Origin of the sequence: Vagococcus penaei (assembly GCF_001998885.1) — a bacterium.
GTDB classification, from domain to species: Bacteria; Bacillota; Bacilli; order Lactobacillales; family Vagococcaceae; genus Vagococcus; species Vagococcus penaei.
This window is the reverse complement of record NZ_CP019609.1, coordinates 1,177,982-1,194,965: the sequence shown is the minus strand read 5'-3', so window position 1 is coordinate 1,194,965 and position 16,984 is coordinate 1,177,982. Positions and strand designations below refer to the sequence as shown.

Annotated in this window: 13 protein-coding genes and 1 pseudogene; all 14 read left to right on the top strand. The window is 35.8% G+C overall.

What is annotated here, in order from left to right; translation table 11 throughout:
* Window positions 1-5 precede the first annotated feature (5 nt).
* The 14 genes and pseudogenes from BW732_RS05505 to BW732_RS05440 all read left to right on the top strand — a co-directional run bounded on the left by BW732_RS05505 (window position 6) and on the right by BW732_RS05440 (window position 16,970).
* The gene (locus BW732_RS05505; protein ID WP_077275840.1) at window positions 6-1,571 is read left to right on the top strand and encodes an acetaldehyde dehydrogenase (acetylating); all 1,566 of its coding nucleotides are present in this window, start codon (window positions 6-8) and stop codon (window positions 1,569-1,571) included.
* Window positions 1,572-1,590: 19 nt separating this feature from the next.
* Window positions 1,591-2,292: a phosphate propanoyltransferase gene (pduL, locus tag BW732_RS05500; protein ID WP_077275839.1), complete on the top strand. Its 702-nt coding sequence runs from the start codon at window positions 1,591-1,593 to the stop codon at window positions 2,290-2,292.
* Window positions 2,293-2,311: 19 nt separating this feature from the next.
* A complete protein-coding gene (locus BW732_RS05495) occupies window positions 2,312-2,596 on the top strand; it encodes a BMC domain-containing protein (protein ID WP_077275838.1) in 285 nt (94 codons plus the stop codon).
* Window positions 2,597-2,690: 94 nt separating this feature from the next.
* Window positions 2,691-4,126 (top strand): annotated as a pseudogene (locus BW732_RS05490) (FAD-dependent oxidoreductase).
* A 114-nt stretch (window positions 4,127-4,240) separates the two neighbouring features.
* On the top strand, window positions 4,241-4,885 hold the full coding sequence (fsa, locus tag BW732_RS05485) for a fructose-6-phosphate aldolase (protein WP_077275837.1): 645 nt from the start codon (window positions 4,241-4,243) through the stop codon (window positions 4,883-4,885).
* Window positions 4,886-5,013: 128 nt separating this feature from the next.
* Complete coding sequence (locus tag BW732_RS05480) at window positions 5,014-5,328, top strand: nucleotide pyrophosphohydrolase (RefSeq protein ID WP_077276870.1); 315 nt, start codon at window positions 5,014-5,016, stop codon at window positions 5,326-5,328.
* A 105-nt stretch (window positions 5,329-5,433) separates the two neighbouring features.
* On the top strand, window positions 5,434-5,970 hold the full coding sequence (locus tag BW732_RS05475) for a hypothetical protein (protein ID WP_077275836.1): 537 nt from the start codon (window positions 5,434-5,436) through the stop codon (window positions 5,968-5,970).
* A 510-nt stretch (window positions 5,971-6,480) separates the two neighbouring features.
* Entirely contained in the window at window positions 6,481-7,917 is a 1,437-nt protein-coding gene (locus BW732_RS05470) for a helix-turn-helix domain-containing protein (RefSeq protein ID WP_077275835.1), read from the top strand.
* A gap of 142 nt (window positions 7,918-8,059) precedes the next feature.
* A complete protein-coding gene (locus BW732_RS05465) occupies window positions 8,060-8,791 on the top strand; it encodes an ankyrin repeat domain-containing protein (RefSeq protein ID WP_077275834.1) in 732 nt (243 codons plus the stop codon).
* A gap of 334 nt (window positions 8,792-9,125) precedes the next feature.
* Complete coding sequence (locus tag BW732_RS05460; RefSeq protein ID WP_161485527.1) at window positions 9,126-12,239, top strand: vWA domain-containing protein; 3,114 nt, start codon at window positions 9,126-9,128, stop codon at window positions 12,237-12,239.
* A 1-nt stretch (window position 12,240) separates the two neighbouring features.
* Window positions 12,241-13,443 carry a prealbumin-like fold domain-containing protein gene (locus tag BW732_RS05455; RefSeq protein ID WP_077275832.1) on the top strand — a complete coding sequence of 401 codons (1,203 nt, stop codon included), beginning with the start codon at window positions 12,241-12,243 and terminating at the stop codon, window positions 13,441-13,443.
* Window position 13,444: 1 nt separating this feature from the next.
* Window positions 13,445-15,049: a SpaH/EbpB family LPXTG-anchored major pilin gene (locus BW732_RS05450; protein WP_077275831.1), complete on the top strand. Its 1,605-nt coding sequence runs from the start codon at window positions 13,445-13,447 to the stop codon at window positions 15,047-15,049.
* Window positions 15,050-15,300: 251 nt separating this feature from the next.
* Window positions 15,301-16,056 carry a class C sortase gene (locus BW732_RS05445; RefSeq protein ID WP_237301601.1) on the top strand — a complete coding sequence of 252 codons (756 nt, stop codon included), beginning with the start codon at window positions 15,301-15,303 and terminating at the stop codon, window positions 16,054-16,056.
* 14 nt (window positions 16,057-16,070) lie between these two features.
* Window positions 16,071-16,970, top strand: a complete 900-nt coding sequence (locus tag BW732_RS05440; RefSeq protein WP_077275829.1) for a class C sortase — start codon at window positions 16,071-16,073, stop codon at window positions 16,968-16,970.
* The last annotated feature ends 14 nt before the right edge of the window (window positions 16,971-16,984 follow it).

Here is a 16,984-nt window from a genome sequence, read left to right as displayed (position 1 = left end):
ACTAAATGATGACATTTGATAAAGATTTATGTTCGATTCAAGAAGCGCGTGATTTGGCTAGAGCCGGTTATCAAGCCTCACGAGAAATCGCAACATTTACGGAAGAACAAATTGAAAGAATATTAGAAAGCATGACCCGAGCTGCTGAGAAACATGCGGTTTGTTTAGCAGAGATGGCAGTTGCCGAAACGGGTTTTGGTAAAGTTGCTGATAAAGCCTATAAAAATCATGCAGCTTCAACGCTATTGTATGAAGAAATAAAAAACCAACAAACAATTGGAATTATTCATGAAGATCATGAACATAACACATTTGATGTCGCAGAACCAGTCGGACTGGTATTAGGAATTATTCCATCGACTAATCCAACATCGACTGTAATGTTTAAAGCTATGATTGCATTAAAATCACGTAATGCTATTGTTTTTGCGCCACATCCAGCTGCTAAAGAGTGTACGGTAAAAGCTGCATCTATTATGTTAGAGGCTGCTATTGAAGCAGGTGCACCAAGTGGCATTATTGGATGTGTTACGACGCCTACGATGGCTGCAACGAATGAATTACTCCATTGTCCAGAAGTAGCTTTGATTATTGCAACTGGTGGACCAGGAATGGTAAAAGCTGCCTATAGTTCAGGAAAACCAGCCATCGGTGTGGGTGCAGGTAATTCACCGGCCTATATTGAACGCACAGCTGATATCAAAGATGCAGTATCACAAATCATGGCAAGTAAAACATTTGATAACGGGACAATTTGTGCATCTGAACAATCCATTATCTGTGAAGAAGTCAATGAAAAAGCAGTCGTGGATGAGTTTAAAGCTCAAGGTGGCTACTTTATGACGGAAGCAGAAACAACGAAAGTTTGTCAATTACTCTTTAAAAATGGACATGCGATGAACGCACAATTTGTTGGTCGTTCAGCTGATGTTATTGCTGAAGCAGCAGGTATCACTATTCCTGAAGGAACAAAAGTATTAATTGGACGTCAAACAGGTGTGGGTGCAGGAAACCCGTTATCGTTTGAAAAATTAACGACAGTTTTAGGTTTTTATGTTGTAAAAGATTGGGAAGAAGCCTGTCACTTAAGTATTGATTTATTACAAAATGGTATAGGTCATACCATGAGTATCCATACTAATGATCGTGATATTGTACTTAAATTTGCAGCTAAACCAGCATCACGTATTTTAGTAAATACTGGGGGTAGTCAAGGTGGAACAGGTATTAGTACCGGACTTCCAATTTCATTTACCTTAGGATGTGGTACTTTTGGTGGTAGTTCAGTTTCTGAAAATGTTAGTCCAAAACACTTACTAAATATTAAAAAAGTGGCTTATGGTTTGAAAAATGTGACAACAATTGTTTCAGATGATGAGACTTTTACTAAGATGCATCCAGAGCTAAATCAAACTGAGTGTCAGTCAAGTGACTGTCATAGTGTTTTAAACGTTAGTCCATCTGAATTACAAAAACAAACAACTGTCTCTTTAGAACAAGTTGAAGAATCGGTAACGGCTGATGATTTAACAGAGATTGTGCGCCAACTTATTTTAGAAATGAATAAATAAACAAGAGAGAGTGACGATAATGGAGCACTATGAAGAAATTTTAGAGCGTGTGTTAGCTACCCTTGTTGAAGGGAAACTATCTGATGCCCCATCGGTAAAATCTTACCCACAAGTGACCCCGGTTGAGGAATCAGAGACATTGACAATTCCAATTGGTATTTCTAATCGGCATGTACATTTAGCACAATCCGAGTTAGAAAAATTGTTTGGTACGGGGTATGAGTTAAAAAAATTAAAAGATTTATCTCAACCAGGTCAGTATGCCTGTCAAGAATGTGTGACATTATGTGGTCCAAAAGGTGTCATTGAACACGTCCGTGTTTTAGGTCCTGTTAGGCCGGATACGCAAGTTGAGATTTTACAAAGCGATACATTTAAATTAGGTGTCCCTGGTGTCGTCCGTTTATCAGGTGACTTAAATGAGACACCTGGTGTCACACTGTGTGGTCCGAAAGGGTCTGTTCAGTTACAACAAGGAGTCATTGTAGCACAACGTCACATCCATATGTTACCAGAAGAAGCACAAGCAATCGGTGTTACTGATGGTGAATCAGTATCGATTAAGTTTAATGGTACACGTGGTGGAGTATTAAATAATGTCGTTATTCGTGCGACAAATCAAGCAGGCTTAGAGTGTCATATTGATACCGAAGAGGCAAATGCATTAGGGATTAAGCCAGGTACAACAATTGGCATTTTAAAAAATAAAACAAACAACTAAATTTTAGGAGGATAAACACATGAAATCAGATGCATTAGGAATGGTAGAAACAAGAGGATTAATCGGTTCAATCGAGGCAGCAGATGCGATGGTTAAAGCAGCTAATGTAACATTAGTTGGAAAAGAAAAAGTTGGTGGGGGTATTATTACAGTAATGGTACGCGGTGATGTTGGTGCGGTTAAAGCAGCTACAGATGCTGGAGCTGCAGCTGCCGAACGTGTTGGCGAGTTACTTTCAGTTCACGTAATTCCACGTCCACATTCAGAAGTGGAAGCTATTTTACCAACAACTAACCGTGACTAGTATTAACTGAAATTAGAAAATAGACTGTTTTAGACGAGAGAAAGGTTTGTTTTCTCTCGTCTTTATTTAACTGAAAGTGAAAGGATGATTTTAGATGGCAAAGACGGTCATTATTGGATCAAATCATGCAGGAATTGCAGCAGCAAATACTTTACTGGATCAGTACGATAATCAAGAAGTTGTCATGATTGAGCGCAATCATTATTTGAGTTATTTAGGTTGTGGGACTGCACTTTGGGTAGGGAAACAAATTGTGGGGTATGATGAGTTATTTTATGCTACTGCTGCAGATTTCACAGCTAAAGGAGCAACCATTCACATGGAAACCGTAGTGGAACGTGTGGATTATCGTAATCGTAAGGTTTATTGCCGGAGACTCACGACTAACCAAGAATTTATCGAAAGCTATGACCACTTAATTTTAGCTACAGGTTCTAAACCGATTGTACCAGATTTACCTGGTAGTCAATTGACTGGTATTCACGTAATGAAAAGTTTTGATGAAAGTGTTGTTGTGGATGAATTATTAAATTCTAGTCATGTGCAACGAGTTGCTGTTGTTGGTGCGGGTTATATAGGCGTTGAGATGGTTGAAGCACTTAAGCGACGTGGCAAAGAAACACTCTTATTTGATGTTACGGATAAGGTTCTTTCTACTTATTATGATTCAGCTTTTGCGGACCAAATGGGGCAAGTTTTAGCAGAAAATGGAATCGAGCTTCATCTCAATGAACCTGTAACAGGTTATGTTGGAACGAGTAAATCAACATCTTTTGTTGAGTATTTGCAACAGGTCGATGCACCAGATTCTTTAAAACCGTTGATTAGTGAGTTAGAAAAAACTTTTACACATGTAGACGAACGTGTATGCGCCATTGTTACTGAAAAAGGTGAGTATCCAATTGATCTTGTTATTAATGCAATTGGATTTAAACCTAATTCTGATTTAGGTCGTGACTATTTAGAAACAACTGCCACTGGTGCTTACTGCGTTGACCGTCATCAAAAGACGTCATCACCACGTGTTTACGCCGTTGGTGATTGCGCTACAATTTATTCAAATGCACTTCATGCTGATACTTATATTGCTTTAGCTAGTAATGCTGTGCGGAGTGGCATTGTAGCAGCCCATAACATTGCAGGGCAAGTAGTTGATAGTCCAGGTGTACAAGGTTCAAATGGCATTTCGATTTTTGGCCAACATATGGTCTCAACAGGTTTAACGCTTAAACAGGCTGAAAAACAAGGCTTCACAGCTCTAGCAACTGATTATACTGATTGGCAGAAACCTGGTTTTATGGCGGATAATGCTCAAGTAAGTTTAAGAATTGTGTACGATAAAACAACCAGACGAATACTGGGTGCCAAATGAGTTCGAAACAAGATATTTCAATGGGAATTCATCTATTCTCATTAGCAATCGCAAAACAAGTGACAATTGATGAATTAAAATTGCTAGATATCTTTTTCCTACCTCATTTTAATCAACCGTATAATTACATCACGATGGCAGCACTACAAGCCGAATGAAAGTAAAATGAGAAAACAGAAAACTTGTTATCTTATTTTTATAGTGCTACAGTATTTTAGTAAGCGTTTACTATTCTGCTAGAAGCTAAAGGCACATATGAAAGGGATGACGAGATGAAATTTTTCTTAGATACAGCCAATGTTGCTGAGATTAAACGATTAAATGAATTAGGTGTAGTGGATGGAGTCACAACAAATCCGTCGATTATTTTTAAAGAAGGTCGGGATTTTGAGGAAGTGATTAAAGAAATCTGCGCGATTGTTCCAGGACCTGTTAGTGCAGAAGTCATCGGATTGACAACAGAAGAGATGGTTTCAGAAGCACGTATCTTAGCAAAATGGGCTGATAATGTGGTTGTGAAAATACCGATGACAGAAGCGGGACTAAAAGCAGTACGTATTCTATCAGCTGAGGGTATTGAGACAAATGTGACGTTAATTTTCACTGTTGCTCAAGGGCTACTCGCTATGAAAGCTGGAGCAAATTTCATTAGTCCGTTTATCGGACGCTTAGATGATATTGGTGTTGATGGTTATAAACTAGTTGAAGAATTACGTCAAATTATTGATATTTATGGATTTGATACGGAAATTATTGCTGCAAGCATTCGTAATCTAGAGCATGTAGAAACGGTCGCGTGTCTAGGGTCTCATATTGCAACTATCCCTAGTAATTTATTCTCTAAGTTGTGGTCTCATCCATTAACTGATCAAGGTATTGAGGCTTTTCTGAAGGATTGGGCTGCCTTTAAAAAGTAAACTCTGAACGATTATCCTCTACATAGAAGATAATCGTTTTTTTATTGCTAGTCACAATTATGTTACACTACATAGAGAAGGAAGAAATTTATTAAAAAGTTAAAAGAGGTGTTTGTGTGACAAATTCAATGGATTTAGTCAATCAATTTCGTGATGAGCGAGAGTGGCGCCAGTTCCATGATGAAAAAGATTTAGCTATATCGATTTCATTAGAAGCCAATGAATTACTTGAGTTGTTTCAGTGGCGTAGTTCAACTGAAGCCAAGTTAAATCCAGAACGATTAGCTGAAGAACTAGCAGACGTGTTAATTTATTCTTATATGATGGCGGATAATTTAGGCTTTGATATTGATGAGATTATCCAAAAAAAATTAATTAAAAATGCTGAAAAATATCCATTATCTCAAAGTAAGGGTAATCGTAATAAAATTATGAAAGATTAAGTTGAATCGCTTACATAATTAGGAGGTTAGTGATAGTCAGAAATAAAAAAATCGTTTATACTAAATAGGTAAAACAATTAACTTAGGCATTGGAGGAAAAAGATTATGTTTGAACAAAAAAAAGTGTATAAAAGTTTAGAAAATCGTCAATTTACCCCAGAAAGCTTATTGAAAGAACTAGAAGCATTAAAACAATACGATTTTGAGGATATTTCCTATACAGGTATTAGTTTAAATATGGAAATGCTGATGACACAATATTTGCGTAATAATAGTTTTAGCTTGATTGAAGTTCAAGGCGGTTTGGCGAAAAAAAGTTATGATACTTGGCATCATGACTTAGTGTTAGCTATTAATATTTTTAATGAATTTGCAGCGTATACGACTGATTACTTCCATTACTATGTGGAAGAAGCTAATAAATTTGAAGCTGAAACTGGCCATAATAACACGTCTCGTGAGTTTAAAGAATACTTTGAACAAGGAAATACGATGTATTTCCATGACGTCTTACACTTAGTATTTGATTTGTCACGTAAACTTGATTTGTGTATTGCTGATTTTCATGAAGCGTTGGAAACAGATGGTGAATCAATTGCTAACTATCCGTTACCAGAGAAAAAAGTTTTTTCCGGTAAATGAAAACACATAATGTGACGACTATTAGCTATTTCGTCTTATTTTTATTTGGTTAAAATCTAACGGTTATTTATAATAGTGAAATATTTAATTATTTGTAATATTTATATGTTTGTATTTAAATTTATTTCAACCTAAATTAGATATTTTTTTCACAATTTTTTTTATAAAATCAATCTTGAATTATAGACTTAAAACATGTTATAACTAGTATAGTCAATTTGGTAACCGTAACTTTGTTGAAAAAAGTAATTGCGGTCAGTTTTGATGAAAGTGACTTGGGGGAGTCATTTTTTAACAAGATGTGCCAAATCAGTTACCGGTCCTATGCTGTATCCGTTAATTGGGGATGATGGGTACGGAGAGGACACTAAACTGATTCTTTGTCACTTGTTGTGTCTTTATTATAAAAACAATGATAGTTAAATAGCTATCTATACTGTATGATTAAGGTATCACTAACCAGTGACACCTTATTTTTTTGTGAGCACACACGGATGGAGGAATTACGACATGAAACATATTGGTCAGCTATTAATTACAGAAAGAGAGCGTTTAAAACTTGCGTTGTTCATGTGTGTATTTCAAGAAGAAGTTGTTACAAGAGAAACGGTCATGAATAAGTATGCCGTAACAGAAAGAAAATTAATGTCGATTCTTGACGATTTATCAACAGATTTAGCTTGTATATCAGTTGATACACGTATTTTGTATCATCGGCCAGTGCTTATGTTTAGTCAGCCATTGAGTGACAAGGCCTATCTAATTACATTAAAAAAATTAGAAACGATGTATTATAAACAATCAAATCGCTATCTATTAATAATGTACTTGTTATCAAATGGCGAAACTACGTCTGCGATGATTTCTAAAGCGTTGAATTTGAGCCAATCTTATACGTACAAAATTGCCGAAGATTTGACCCGTTTTTTTAAGATAATCAATTTGCAAGCCAAAATTAAACGTGAAAAAGGAGAATGGTCTATTGTCGGAGACGAGGCAGAATTACGTCTGCTAGATTACTTACTTCATCAAATATCCCAGCCAATTGTTTTGACACAAATAAGCCAGTTACCAGAGCAATGCTCTCATCACTTTCAGCGACGGCTAGATCCTAGCTCTAGCCAAAAATATTTGATGTTAAGTGATATTTGTCAGTCTAGTCAGTTAACAAGAGGTAGTATTTTGAAAATAACGCCTGAAACCCGGTTGTTTTTTCAATTAATAGCCGCTCGTATTCCTGAAATAGATTCAGATAGAATAGATAATGACAGTATCTTTTTATGTGTGATGACGGTATTTATCGTACCTGAGCTAGTATCTAAATCCGATATTCAAATAATTGGCCAGCAGTTGTGGGAAATGGCTAAGACAAACTCCAGATTACTAAAAATTAGACAGATGATAGATAGCATGAAAAATGTGATGCGTGAAAGTGAAAGCACGATGTTTGAGGATAATACATCAATCATGTATGATTTAACTCTACACTATCTTGTTTACAAAGATTTTGGCTTTTGGAAGTTATTAGATGTGTCTACGTACTTAAGTGATTTTAGACCTTACCAGTTCTCTTTATATGAGGCCCTTATTGCGACATTATCCTTTGAACCATCTCAATTTGCATCGGTATTTGCCTTTCGAGCTATGGAATTAAGTTATGCTCATTACCGACCTTGCCCTCACAAGCAATTAAAAATTTATGTAATGTTTTATTATTGGTCAGCAGATAGTCGAATTGTGATTAATTCAATCTTAACCGCATATAGCGATAAAGTAGTGACAATATGTAATGATTTAGCCTCGGCAGATGTTGTTGTAACAGATGTCGTGTTAGAGGATTTTAACGAAGAAGACACGTTTTACTTTTTTGATTTCAATAATATGTCACGGTGGAACCATCTTAGTCAATTTATTCAGAAAAAAATCATGCAAAAATTATCAGTTTAGTGTTAGACGCAATAGGTAGTCTAACGGATTATTCTGTTCGTTAAACATACATAATACAATAAAAAACTAAGGTCAAGCCAAATACTTTTAGGGGAAAGTAAGACTTTAAGTGTGTCATTTTATAATTTAAGGGGGAAATACAATGAATAAATGTTTAAAAGTTTCTTTAGTAACAATTGGTTTAATTGGTTTAGCAGGCTGCAGTAATCAGGCGAAGTCAACAGAAACCACAAGTCAATCAACAAAGGTTACAAGTCTTCAGGTATTATCTAATCAGGAACAGGTTTCTACGACACAAACAATGATGAAAGACACTCAAAAAAAAGTCTATCAATCAGGTAGTTTACTGCAAGCGGTTGAACAAAAGAACACACAGCAAGTAACAGATATTTTAGTTCAAGGCAATTACCCAATTAATGAAGTCAATGCGAAAAAAGAAACGCCGTTATTAATTGATGCTGGAGCTGATATAAATCAGCAAGATGCGATTCAAGATAGTCCCTATCTATACGCTGGAGCAGAAGGGCGGACCGACATTTTAAGTTATATGTTAAAAAATGCTACACCTGACTATCAGCGTGTCAACCGTTTTGGTGGTAATGCCTTAATTCCGGCAGCAGAAAAGGGGCACTTAGACACGGTAAAAGTCTTGCTCGCAGATGGACGAGAAAATATCAACCATCAGAATAACTATGGCTATACAGCGTTAATTGAAGCTGTTGCACTAAGGGATGGGTCGCTAGTTTATCAGAATATCGTGCGTGAATTGCTAAATGCCGGAGCAGATGCTAATTTAGCAGATAATTCTGGTCGAACCGCCTTAGATTATGCTCAGCAAAAAGGTTACCAAGCAATGGTTGAATTATTACAATAGATTAGCTAAAAGTATCTTTTGTTTTTACGAGAGATGCTTTTTTGTTTTTTGTTTCATAAAAAGACCGCACTATAACAATAAAAATTAGTTATGTCAAGAAAATCAAAAATACTACCTTAAAAGTGGGTTATTAGAATGATTATTTCTATGTAATAAAAATAAAATTAAGTAAAATATAACTATTAAATAAACGATTAATAATCTTTATATGTAAAATATGTCTCTTTTTTTCTAAATTTACCTAACTATAAGAAAATTTAGAAAGACATAAAAAAAACAGATGTGCTAAAATTTTATGTAGTTAAAAACACATGTTATCAAAATGAAAGGAGATGTGGCAGATATTTTAAGAAATGTAACAAATCGTTTGTTTGGTTGTCTGATAATTATGGCTATTGTCATATCTATTGGCCAGTCAATTGTTCAGGCGACTTCATTAAGTGACAAAAAAGACATCATTTTGTTAGATGATGAGCGCTTGAACGTAACTTATACTGTTGTGAAAGAAGATAATCATAGGCTGTCTTGGTCTATAATGTTCAATAAGAAATGGGCTAGGAAGAAAACAATTCTCTCAATCAGATTAACCGATGCTCTGGGCCAATTAGTGAAACCTTCAGCCACAAGTAAATTTAAACAATCTAATGATGGTTTACAAGAAGTTAATCCATCTATTGATTTGGAAGAGCTGCTTGTATTCGAAACGGACGCCTCTTTAAATGAATTGAGTTTACAGATGGCACTGTATGATGACCGTGGAAAAAGTCAGTTAAGCGTTGCACCAACACATACGTTTCGTTTAATGAACGAAAAATTAAACAAGTCAATTCCAGATAATGACCAATCTGAATCATTTACTCGTAATCATTCATTATCTATGACAGATTTTTCACCAACTGATTCACCGTTACAAGATGCTACCATGTTTCGTGCGAATACGCCTGTGTCATATTTATCGATGGGAGATTATAAGTATGAAACAAATGATGATGGCGTCACTGGTAATCAATCTTTAGTAAATGGTACGAGTCTTTATACTGATTCAGTAGCTAGTCCGGCTGTTAAAAACTATCCATTTGAGACATCGTTGAAAAACACCGAATGGATCAAACGTCAGCAATCATTTGAATCTGGCTATCATTCATTTATAGATGAAAGCTCTGGTGCCAATGTGTTAATGAAAAAAATTGTTAAACCGGTTGTTAATGATCCAACTAAATTTGACGTTCAATTAGACGTCTTTGGAGGGAAAAAGGAAACCCGTCAACCTTTAGACGTAGTATTTGTTGTTGATAAATCCTCTAGTATGAATGAAACTATCTCTGGTGGATACCGATGGCATATATTAAAACAAGCGATTAATTCGTTCACAAGGAATCTAAGTTCTGAGAAAGTATTCGATATTCGTTATGGGATGGTTAGTTTTGGATCAGTACCAAAATACCCACAAGATTATCGATATGGCTATAATATTTTTTCGGAGATTAGTCAATTTGACAATCGAGATTACTTTACCAACAACGTTAGGGAACTAACTCAATCGCCCATTTTAAATTCAGATTGGGCACCTCAAAATAGCGGTACTCCAACTTTCTTAGGAGTTGATACAGGCCAAAGATTGTTAACAAATAACTATTTTGGTACAAGAAATAATGCTAAAAAAATTATGATTATTCTGACTGATGGATTGCCAACATATGGGCCATCTACACGTTACCCAACAATGGATATAAATAGTTATATGAATTATTACAATTCTGTTGGACTAAATGGGGATAATTACGTTGGGAATGGCGGTAAGGACGCGATTGATTCCGCTTGGAAGACTACCAAGCCGTTTATCAAAGATCTTTATAACCAAAATAAGACTATTCAAAGATATTCATTGGGTCTAGCTTTAAAGAATGATCAATTAGCAAACGAAGTATTAAAACAGCTAGGGCCAAATGGGTCTTATAATGCGCAATCCTCAACTCAGATAAATACGATGCTAGATGAGATTAAACAGCAAATTACATCCAGTAATATATTTGTAAATGACGCTGACTTAGTCGATCCGATGAGCGAATTTGTTACATTAGACACAAAATCAGTTAAATCACACCAGCTTACGTTAAAGAATGGGTCGATTGAAGCAAAAGAAAATGGTCGAGATGATGACTTAACTATTACACCTGAGAAGCTTGAGCGAGATGACCTTACTTTGTCCGGTGATGGAACAAAGCGTGAAGGCTATCGTTTGACGTACCGCGTTCAATTAAAAGAAGCTTACCAAGATGGTTACTTCTATCCAACAAACAAAGAAACCTATTTAAGTGACAAACATTGGGAGCAAGTTTTAAACGTTGCCTTACCATCGGTTGCCTATCAAAAAACTGGGGATTTAACGGTAATGAAAAAATGGGATGATTTCAATAATTACTATAACTTGCGTCCTTACAAGTTAACCGTTGATTTAGAAGAAAAAATGGATGGAGCATGGAGAAAAATTAAGCAGTCTATTGAACTAACCAAAAATAAAGATTGGCAAACTAGTTTTTCTAAATTACCGGTCTATAAAAAGGGACAAGCGGTGGCTTACCGGATAGTTGAACACTTACCTAAAGGTTATATACAAGCTAAATCAACGACTAGTGTAGATAAATTAACAGAAAATGCCCAAGTACAGTTGAATAACAAACTTTTAACATTACAAAATTTTGTTTTCTATAAAATAGATAGGGATAAAAATAAGTTAGTTGGAGCTGAGTTTCGTTTAGAAAGACAGTCTTCTGTTTCAGGGAAATGGGAAAAATTGGAAGAAAAAATTGTTAGTGATTCACAGGGAAGGCTCAAGCTACCAAATTTAGTTCTTGGTGAGTACCACTTGATTGAAGAAAAAGCACCTATTGGTTTCCAAGTAAACGAAACACCAAAAACCTTCACAGTCTCGGTGAATACGGCTAACAATAGTCAATTAATGCTGACTAATAGTGAGTCCCCCATGATTATCAATGATAAAAAACGTGTCAACTTAACGATTAAAAAAATCGATGCTAAGAGTAAACGAGAAATTGATAATGGAAAATTTGAATTAAAATATAGTGGTAAAACACAAAAAGTCATTGGCAATCAAAAAGAAGCAATTGAATTAATACTCGGTCAAAACTATACACTAACAGAAATGACAGCACCGGAAGGGTATCAAAAATTAAAACAGCCGATTAAGTTAAATATTGACAATAACGGAACTGTTCAAGTCTCTGAGGACACATTGGTCAAAGTGAATTTTGATCAATCGAAGCAAACTATCGAACTTATTATCGGTAATTATGCTAAAGGGCAACTCCCTCAAACCGGTGGAACTAATCATCCACTGTATTATTTACTTGGATTGGGCTCATTAATTGTTAGTGCAGTGTTAATTATCATTTATTTACTCAAAACTCCAAAAAGGAGGACGAGATAAAATGTGCCGTTACATATATTGTTTATTGTTAATTATCGCACCTATTTTTTTCTTAGGAGATGCCCATTTAGCAGCAGAACTACCTAAAAATTCTGTCAGTGTCACTGTGGATTTATCAGAAAATGTTACTTATTTTGCAGGGGCAGATTTTGTGTTCTATCCGCTAACAGCTTCACAAGAAAAAAAAATCATTCAAGATAAATTATATGAAGTCAATTACTTAAGTGACCTATTTATTCAAAATGAGAAATTAATAGCTACGAATCAATTGAGCTTAAATCAGACAGGTAAAGGTCAGGTCGTGCTATTGACAAATTCAGATATTGTTAATTATTTAGTTGTCCAAACTCGCCTTGGTGAGTTATATGAGACGAATCAATCATCTTATGAGCGTGCGTTGCCTTTTTTATTAAAGACTCCTGCCGAAGATTGGCAAGAGATGCTTACACGAGTTCCTAAATTTCGTGAATACGAGCAAGTACCTTACTTTTATAAATTTGGTAAAATTGAGCCCTCATCTGAGTCGGTAAATTTATTAGAGAAACCGTTAGCCAAGGCAGAATTTGTCTTGTATCGTACGAAAGAACAAGGACAAAAAGAGTATTTAAAAGCAACAGTTGCTAACAATCATGCAGTTGAGTGGGTCCAAAGTGATCAACCGTTAACAGATAGTTCGGTCGGTAAGTTACAGTCAGATGATACGGGGCTCGTTAGTTTACGCCATGTTAAGTTGCCACCTGGTGAATACGTGATTCAAGAAGTGCAAGCACCTAATGGTTACCAAATGACGCAAGATAGTCAACAAATTATGCTGATAATTCCACAAGAGGCAATACGTGATTTACCAAAGATACTAGTCGGTGGTTATACGCTAGCCGATTTACCAAAGTATGTAACAGACTTAGCTGTATACACCCGTCAAATGCCACGATTGTATAATTTAGCTACTCAAGAAACACTTGAGATTGATGAAGGCTTTATTGAACGACCACCGAACAAGCCTGGTGATTCTGGCAATATTGATATCATCCAAACGGGTAGTGGGCAATCACAGCCGTTAATACCAACAGATGGGCCTCAAAAGCCATCAAAAAAACAAGGGGTTTTCCCACAAACAAATGAACAAATCTCAATTGGATTAGTTGCTATTGGGCTGGTTTTAATGGGGATTGGAAGTTATATAAAAATGAAGAGGAGTTTATAAGATGTTAAATAAAATGAAACAAGGAATAATGAGTCTAGTAGTGGCGTTATTAGCTTTACTAGTAGGGGTTAGCACAGTTAGTCAGGCACAGACAAAAGATCCGAATGATCCGGAAACAGTAGATGTTACACTGCATAAACAATTATTTGATGATAAGTTACCAACAGAAATTAGTAATACTGGTGAAAAAATGGATTTTGCTGGTAAGCCACTAAAAGGCGTTGAATTTCAAGTTTTTGATGTGACAGAACGTTATCTAGAATTAGTACAAGATAAATCGAAAGAAGTTTCGCAAGAAGATGCAATTAAGCAATTAATTAATGATATTAATGAACAAGCAACAGTTAAAGATTTGCAAGCGCAACTAGGTCAACCACTTAAAACGGTAACGACAAATGATTCAGGTGAAGCAGTCTTTAGTAAATTGCAATTAATTCATAACGGTCAGCATATTGAGTATGCTACTTATGCATTTGTTGAAACAAATTCACCAACTAACGTGACACAAAAAGCTACACCATTAATTATTAATTTCCCAATTTACCAAGTTAACGCAACTGATGAAATAAATACCGATATTCATTTATACCCAAAAAACGCTGCGTCTAAGATGATTAATAAAGACTTAGATGATGCAGCTAAAAAAGCGTTAGTGACTAATGGCGTGAACAATGCTCAAATAGGTCAAAAATTTGGATACAATATCAGTTTAAATCTGCCTTGGAATTTAAAAGATAAAGATTATTACCGTGTGACAGACACACCAAATACCGGTATGAAAACTTATCCTGATACGATTAAAATTGGTAATCTAGATGTAAACAATGATTACACTGTAACACCAAAAGATGACAATGGTTTTATTGTCACGTTTAATTTAGCTAGTCAAAAGGTAAAAGAGTTAGCTGGTAAACCTGTCGTGATTAATTATCAAGCCTCATTAACAAAAGATGCTGCGTTTGATGTTGCGATTAATAATAAGGCTTTTGTTGAAGTAGGTACAATTGTGGAACAAGATGGCAAACAAGTTGAAAAACCAGATACACCGACTGAAAATGAACCAGGAACGCCAGAAAATCCTGTAACAGGACCAGATATTTATACTGGTGGTCAACGATTTAATAAAATCAGTGACGAAAGTAAAAAAGCCTTATCAGGCGCAGAGTTTGTTCTAGCAAAAACGAAAAAAGATACATTAGAAATTGTAGAATATGCAAAAATTGCTGAAGACGGCACGGTAAGTTGGATAGCAGAACAGGACCAAGCGACTAAATATACATCAGATGATAAAGGTGCATTTTTTGTTACTGGACTTAATTATTCAAGTAAATTACCAGAAGATGTGACTTACTCATTAATTGAGACGAAAGCGCCAGAAGGATATTCTTTATTGAAATCACCATATGAGTTTGAAATCATCAAAGGCAAACCAAATGATAAGACTATTTTTGATGTTGAGAATGTTAAAAAAAGGTATTTTACCATCGACTGGTGGTTTAGGAGTTCTGTTATTTGTTTTAATTGGTGGAACCCTAATGGTAGGAGCATACTTATGGCTTCGTCGTGGACCGAAAAAAGTACGTCGTATTTAGTGATAAATAGTTAGTGATTAATAAAAAGAGTGTGTCGCCAGATAGGCAGCGCTCTTTTTTTTCGGAATGAGTCATAAGGAAGGGGACATCATTGTGATAAAACGTCAACGTAAGCGTAAAAAAAAAAGGTCAACAGGCACGTCGGGTTAGCAAACGAGTCTCTAAAAAATCTAGACACACTTCAGGGAATCAATCAACTAAATGGTTGAGAATCGGCATTGTAGGGCTATTTTTAATCGGTTTTTTGATATTGACGTTCCCTTTGGTGACCAAAGCAATCAATACTTACTATGATTTTCGAACAATGGAGCGATTTGATGAAGAGTTGAGACAAAAAAACAAAGTATTACAAAAAAAAAAGCAACTATTAGAGGAAAAGAATCAGGAGCAACAAACACTCCCTTTAGGAGCGCCTATTGAGGAGTTGATTACGGGCGAACAGACTGATGGGCATTCAGGTTTGACCAAAGAGATGTTTCAAGCCCATAGTTTGGGGCGTGTTGTCATACCTAAAGTAGCTATTGACGTCCCTTTATTTGATGAAACGACAGAAACCTTATTACAGGAAGGTGTCACTCTTTTACAAGGCACATCTCAACCAACCGGTGGGAAGGGACGTCACACGGTGATTACGGGTCATACTGGTTTACCCAATAAAACGTTATTTACACCAATTAATCAATTAACGATTGGTGATACCATCTATGTACGTGCGTTAGATCAAGATTTAGCTTATCAAGTAGAACAAGTCAAAATTGTTTTACCAGATGATTTAACTGATTTAGAGTGTGTTGAGGGTCAAGATTTATTGACTTTAGTGACATGTACACCGATCCAAATTAATAGTCATCGATTATTAGTAAGGGCTCATCGAATTCCAGTTACAGAGAAACAGGTGGAGACTTCGGTCGCACACATTAACCGTAAGCATACGAGACACCTACTGTTTTATGGTATGATAACCGTGATTATTAGTTTGGGAAGTGCAGTCATTATCGGAAGGCAGTTATTAAACGTTTAAGAGAGGGGAAAGCGATGCGTCAAATAATTGGAAGGCTCATTTTTTTAATCGGAACCTTAGTAATTTGTTATCCACTTTATGCTGGTATTTTTAATCATGTGACAGATGATATTCGCTTACGACAATTTGCTAAAAAAAGTCAAATAGAGCAAAAAACCCGCTTAGACACATTACGTAAAACGAATGAAGAGATGGAAAGAAAAGGATTGAATGTGCAGTATGATCCGTTCAAAGAAGATGCTACATTTGATGAAGTTGTGTTGAATGAGCATTTAATTGGTGAACTGACAATTCCAAAATTATCTGCTACTATGCCTGTTTTTGATACCATTACGAATCAAATTTTAGAGAATGGTGCAGGGGTTATTCCTGGAACCTCTCAGCCAACTGGAGGGAGAAATTCACACTCGGTTATTTCTGCTCATCGCGGTTTAGCTGAACGTGAATTATTTCGCGACTTAAATCAGTTGAAAAAAGGGGACGTTTTTATTTTAACGATTTTAGGAGAGACATTGGCGTATCAAGTAATCCATCTAGATACAGTTTTACCGGAAGATACGGAAGTTTTAAAGATGGAAGAAAATCGGGATTTGGTTACATTACTAACATGTACTCCATACATGGTAAATACGCATCGTTTACTCGTTACTGGTGAGCGAATCCCTTGGGACACTACACTAACTAAAACGAAAGATGCCGCAAAACAAAAAAGTTACCTAAAACAGATACTTTTATTTGTTGGCGTTTTGATTGGGATAGTCATTTTAATAGCTAGTCTATGGCGTCAAATATGGTTGTATCGGATGAGTCGTCGAAAATTCACATTAGTTTTCTATGATGTACCGAAAAAAAGGTGCTTGGTAAGGAGAATTATTTTCAAGTATTTGTGTCGAAGCTGGATCAGACCCCGCTAGTCCGGGGGGATGAT

Coding starts and splice junctions, on each gene's coding strand:
- BW732_RS05470 (WP_077275835.1), top strand. CDS start 6,481: ATGAAACATATTGGTCAGCTATTAATTACAGAAAGAGAGCGTTTAAAA.
- BW732_RS05495 (WP_077275838.1), top strand. CDS start 2,312: ATGAAATCAGATGCATTAGGAATGGTAGAAACAAGAGGATTAATCGGT.
- BW732_RS05450 (WP_077275831.1), top strand. CDS start 13,445: ATGTTAAATAAAATGAAACAAGGAATAATGAGTCTAGTAGTGGCGTTA.
- BW732_RS05440 (WP_077275829.1), top strand. CDS start 16,071: ATGCGTCAAATAATTGGAAGGCTCATTTTTTTAATCGGAACCTTAGTA.
- BW732_RS05465 (WP_077275834.1), top strand. CDS start 8,060: ATGAATAAATGTTTAAAAGTTTCTTTAGTAACAATTGGTTTAATTGGT.
- pduL (WP_077275839.1), top strand. CDS start 1,591: ATGGAGCACTATGAAGAAATTTTAGAGCGTGTGTTAGCTACCCTTGTT.
- fsa (WP_077275837.1), top strand. CDS start 4,241: ATGAAATTTTTCTTAGATACAGCCAATGTTGCTGAGATTAAACGATTA.
- BW732_RS05480 (WP_077276870.1), top strand. CDS start 5,014: ATGGATTTAGTCAATCAATTTCGTGATGAGCGAGAGTGGCGCCAGTTC.
- BW732_RS05505 (WP_077275840.1), top strand. CDS start 6: ATGATGACATTTGATAAAGATTTATGTTCGATTCAAGAAGCGCGTGAT.
- BW732_RS05455 (WP_077275832.1), top strand. CDS start 12,241: ATGTGCCGTTACATATATTGTTTATTGTTAATTATCGCACCTATTTTT.
- BW732_RS05475 (WP_077275836.1), top strand. CDS start 5,434: ATGTTTGAACAAAAAAAAGTGTATAAAAGTTTAGAAAATCGTCAATTT.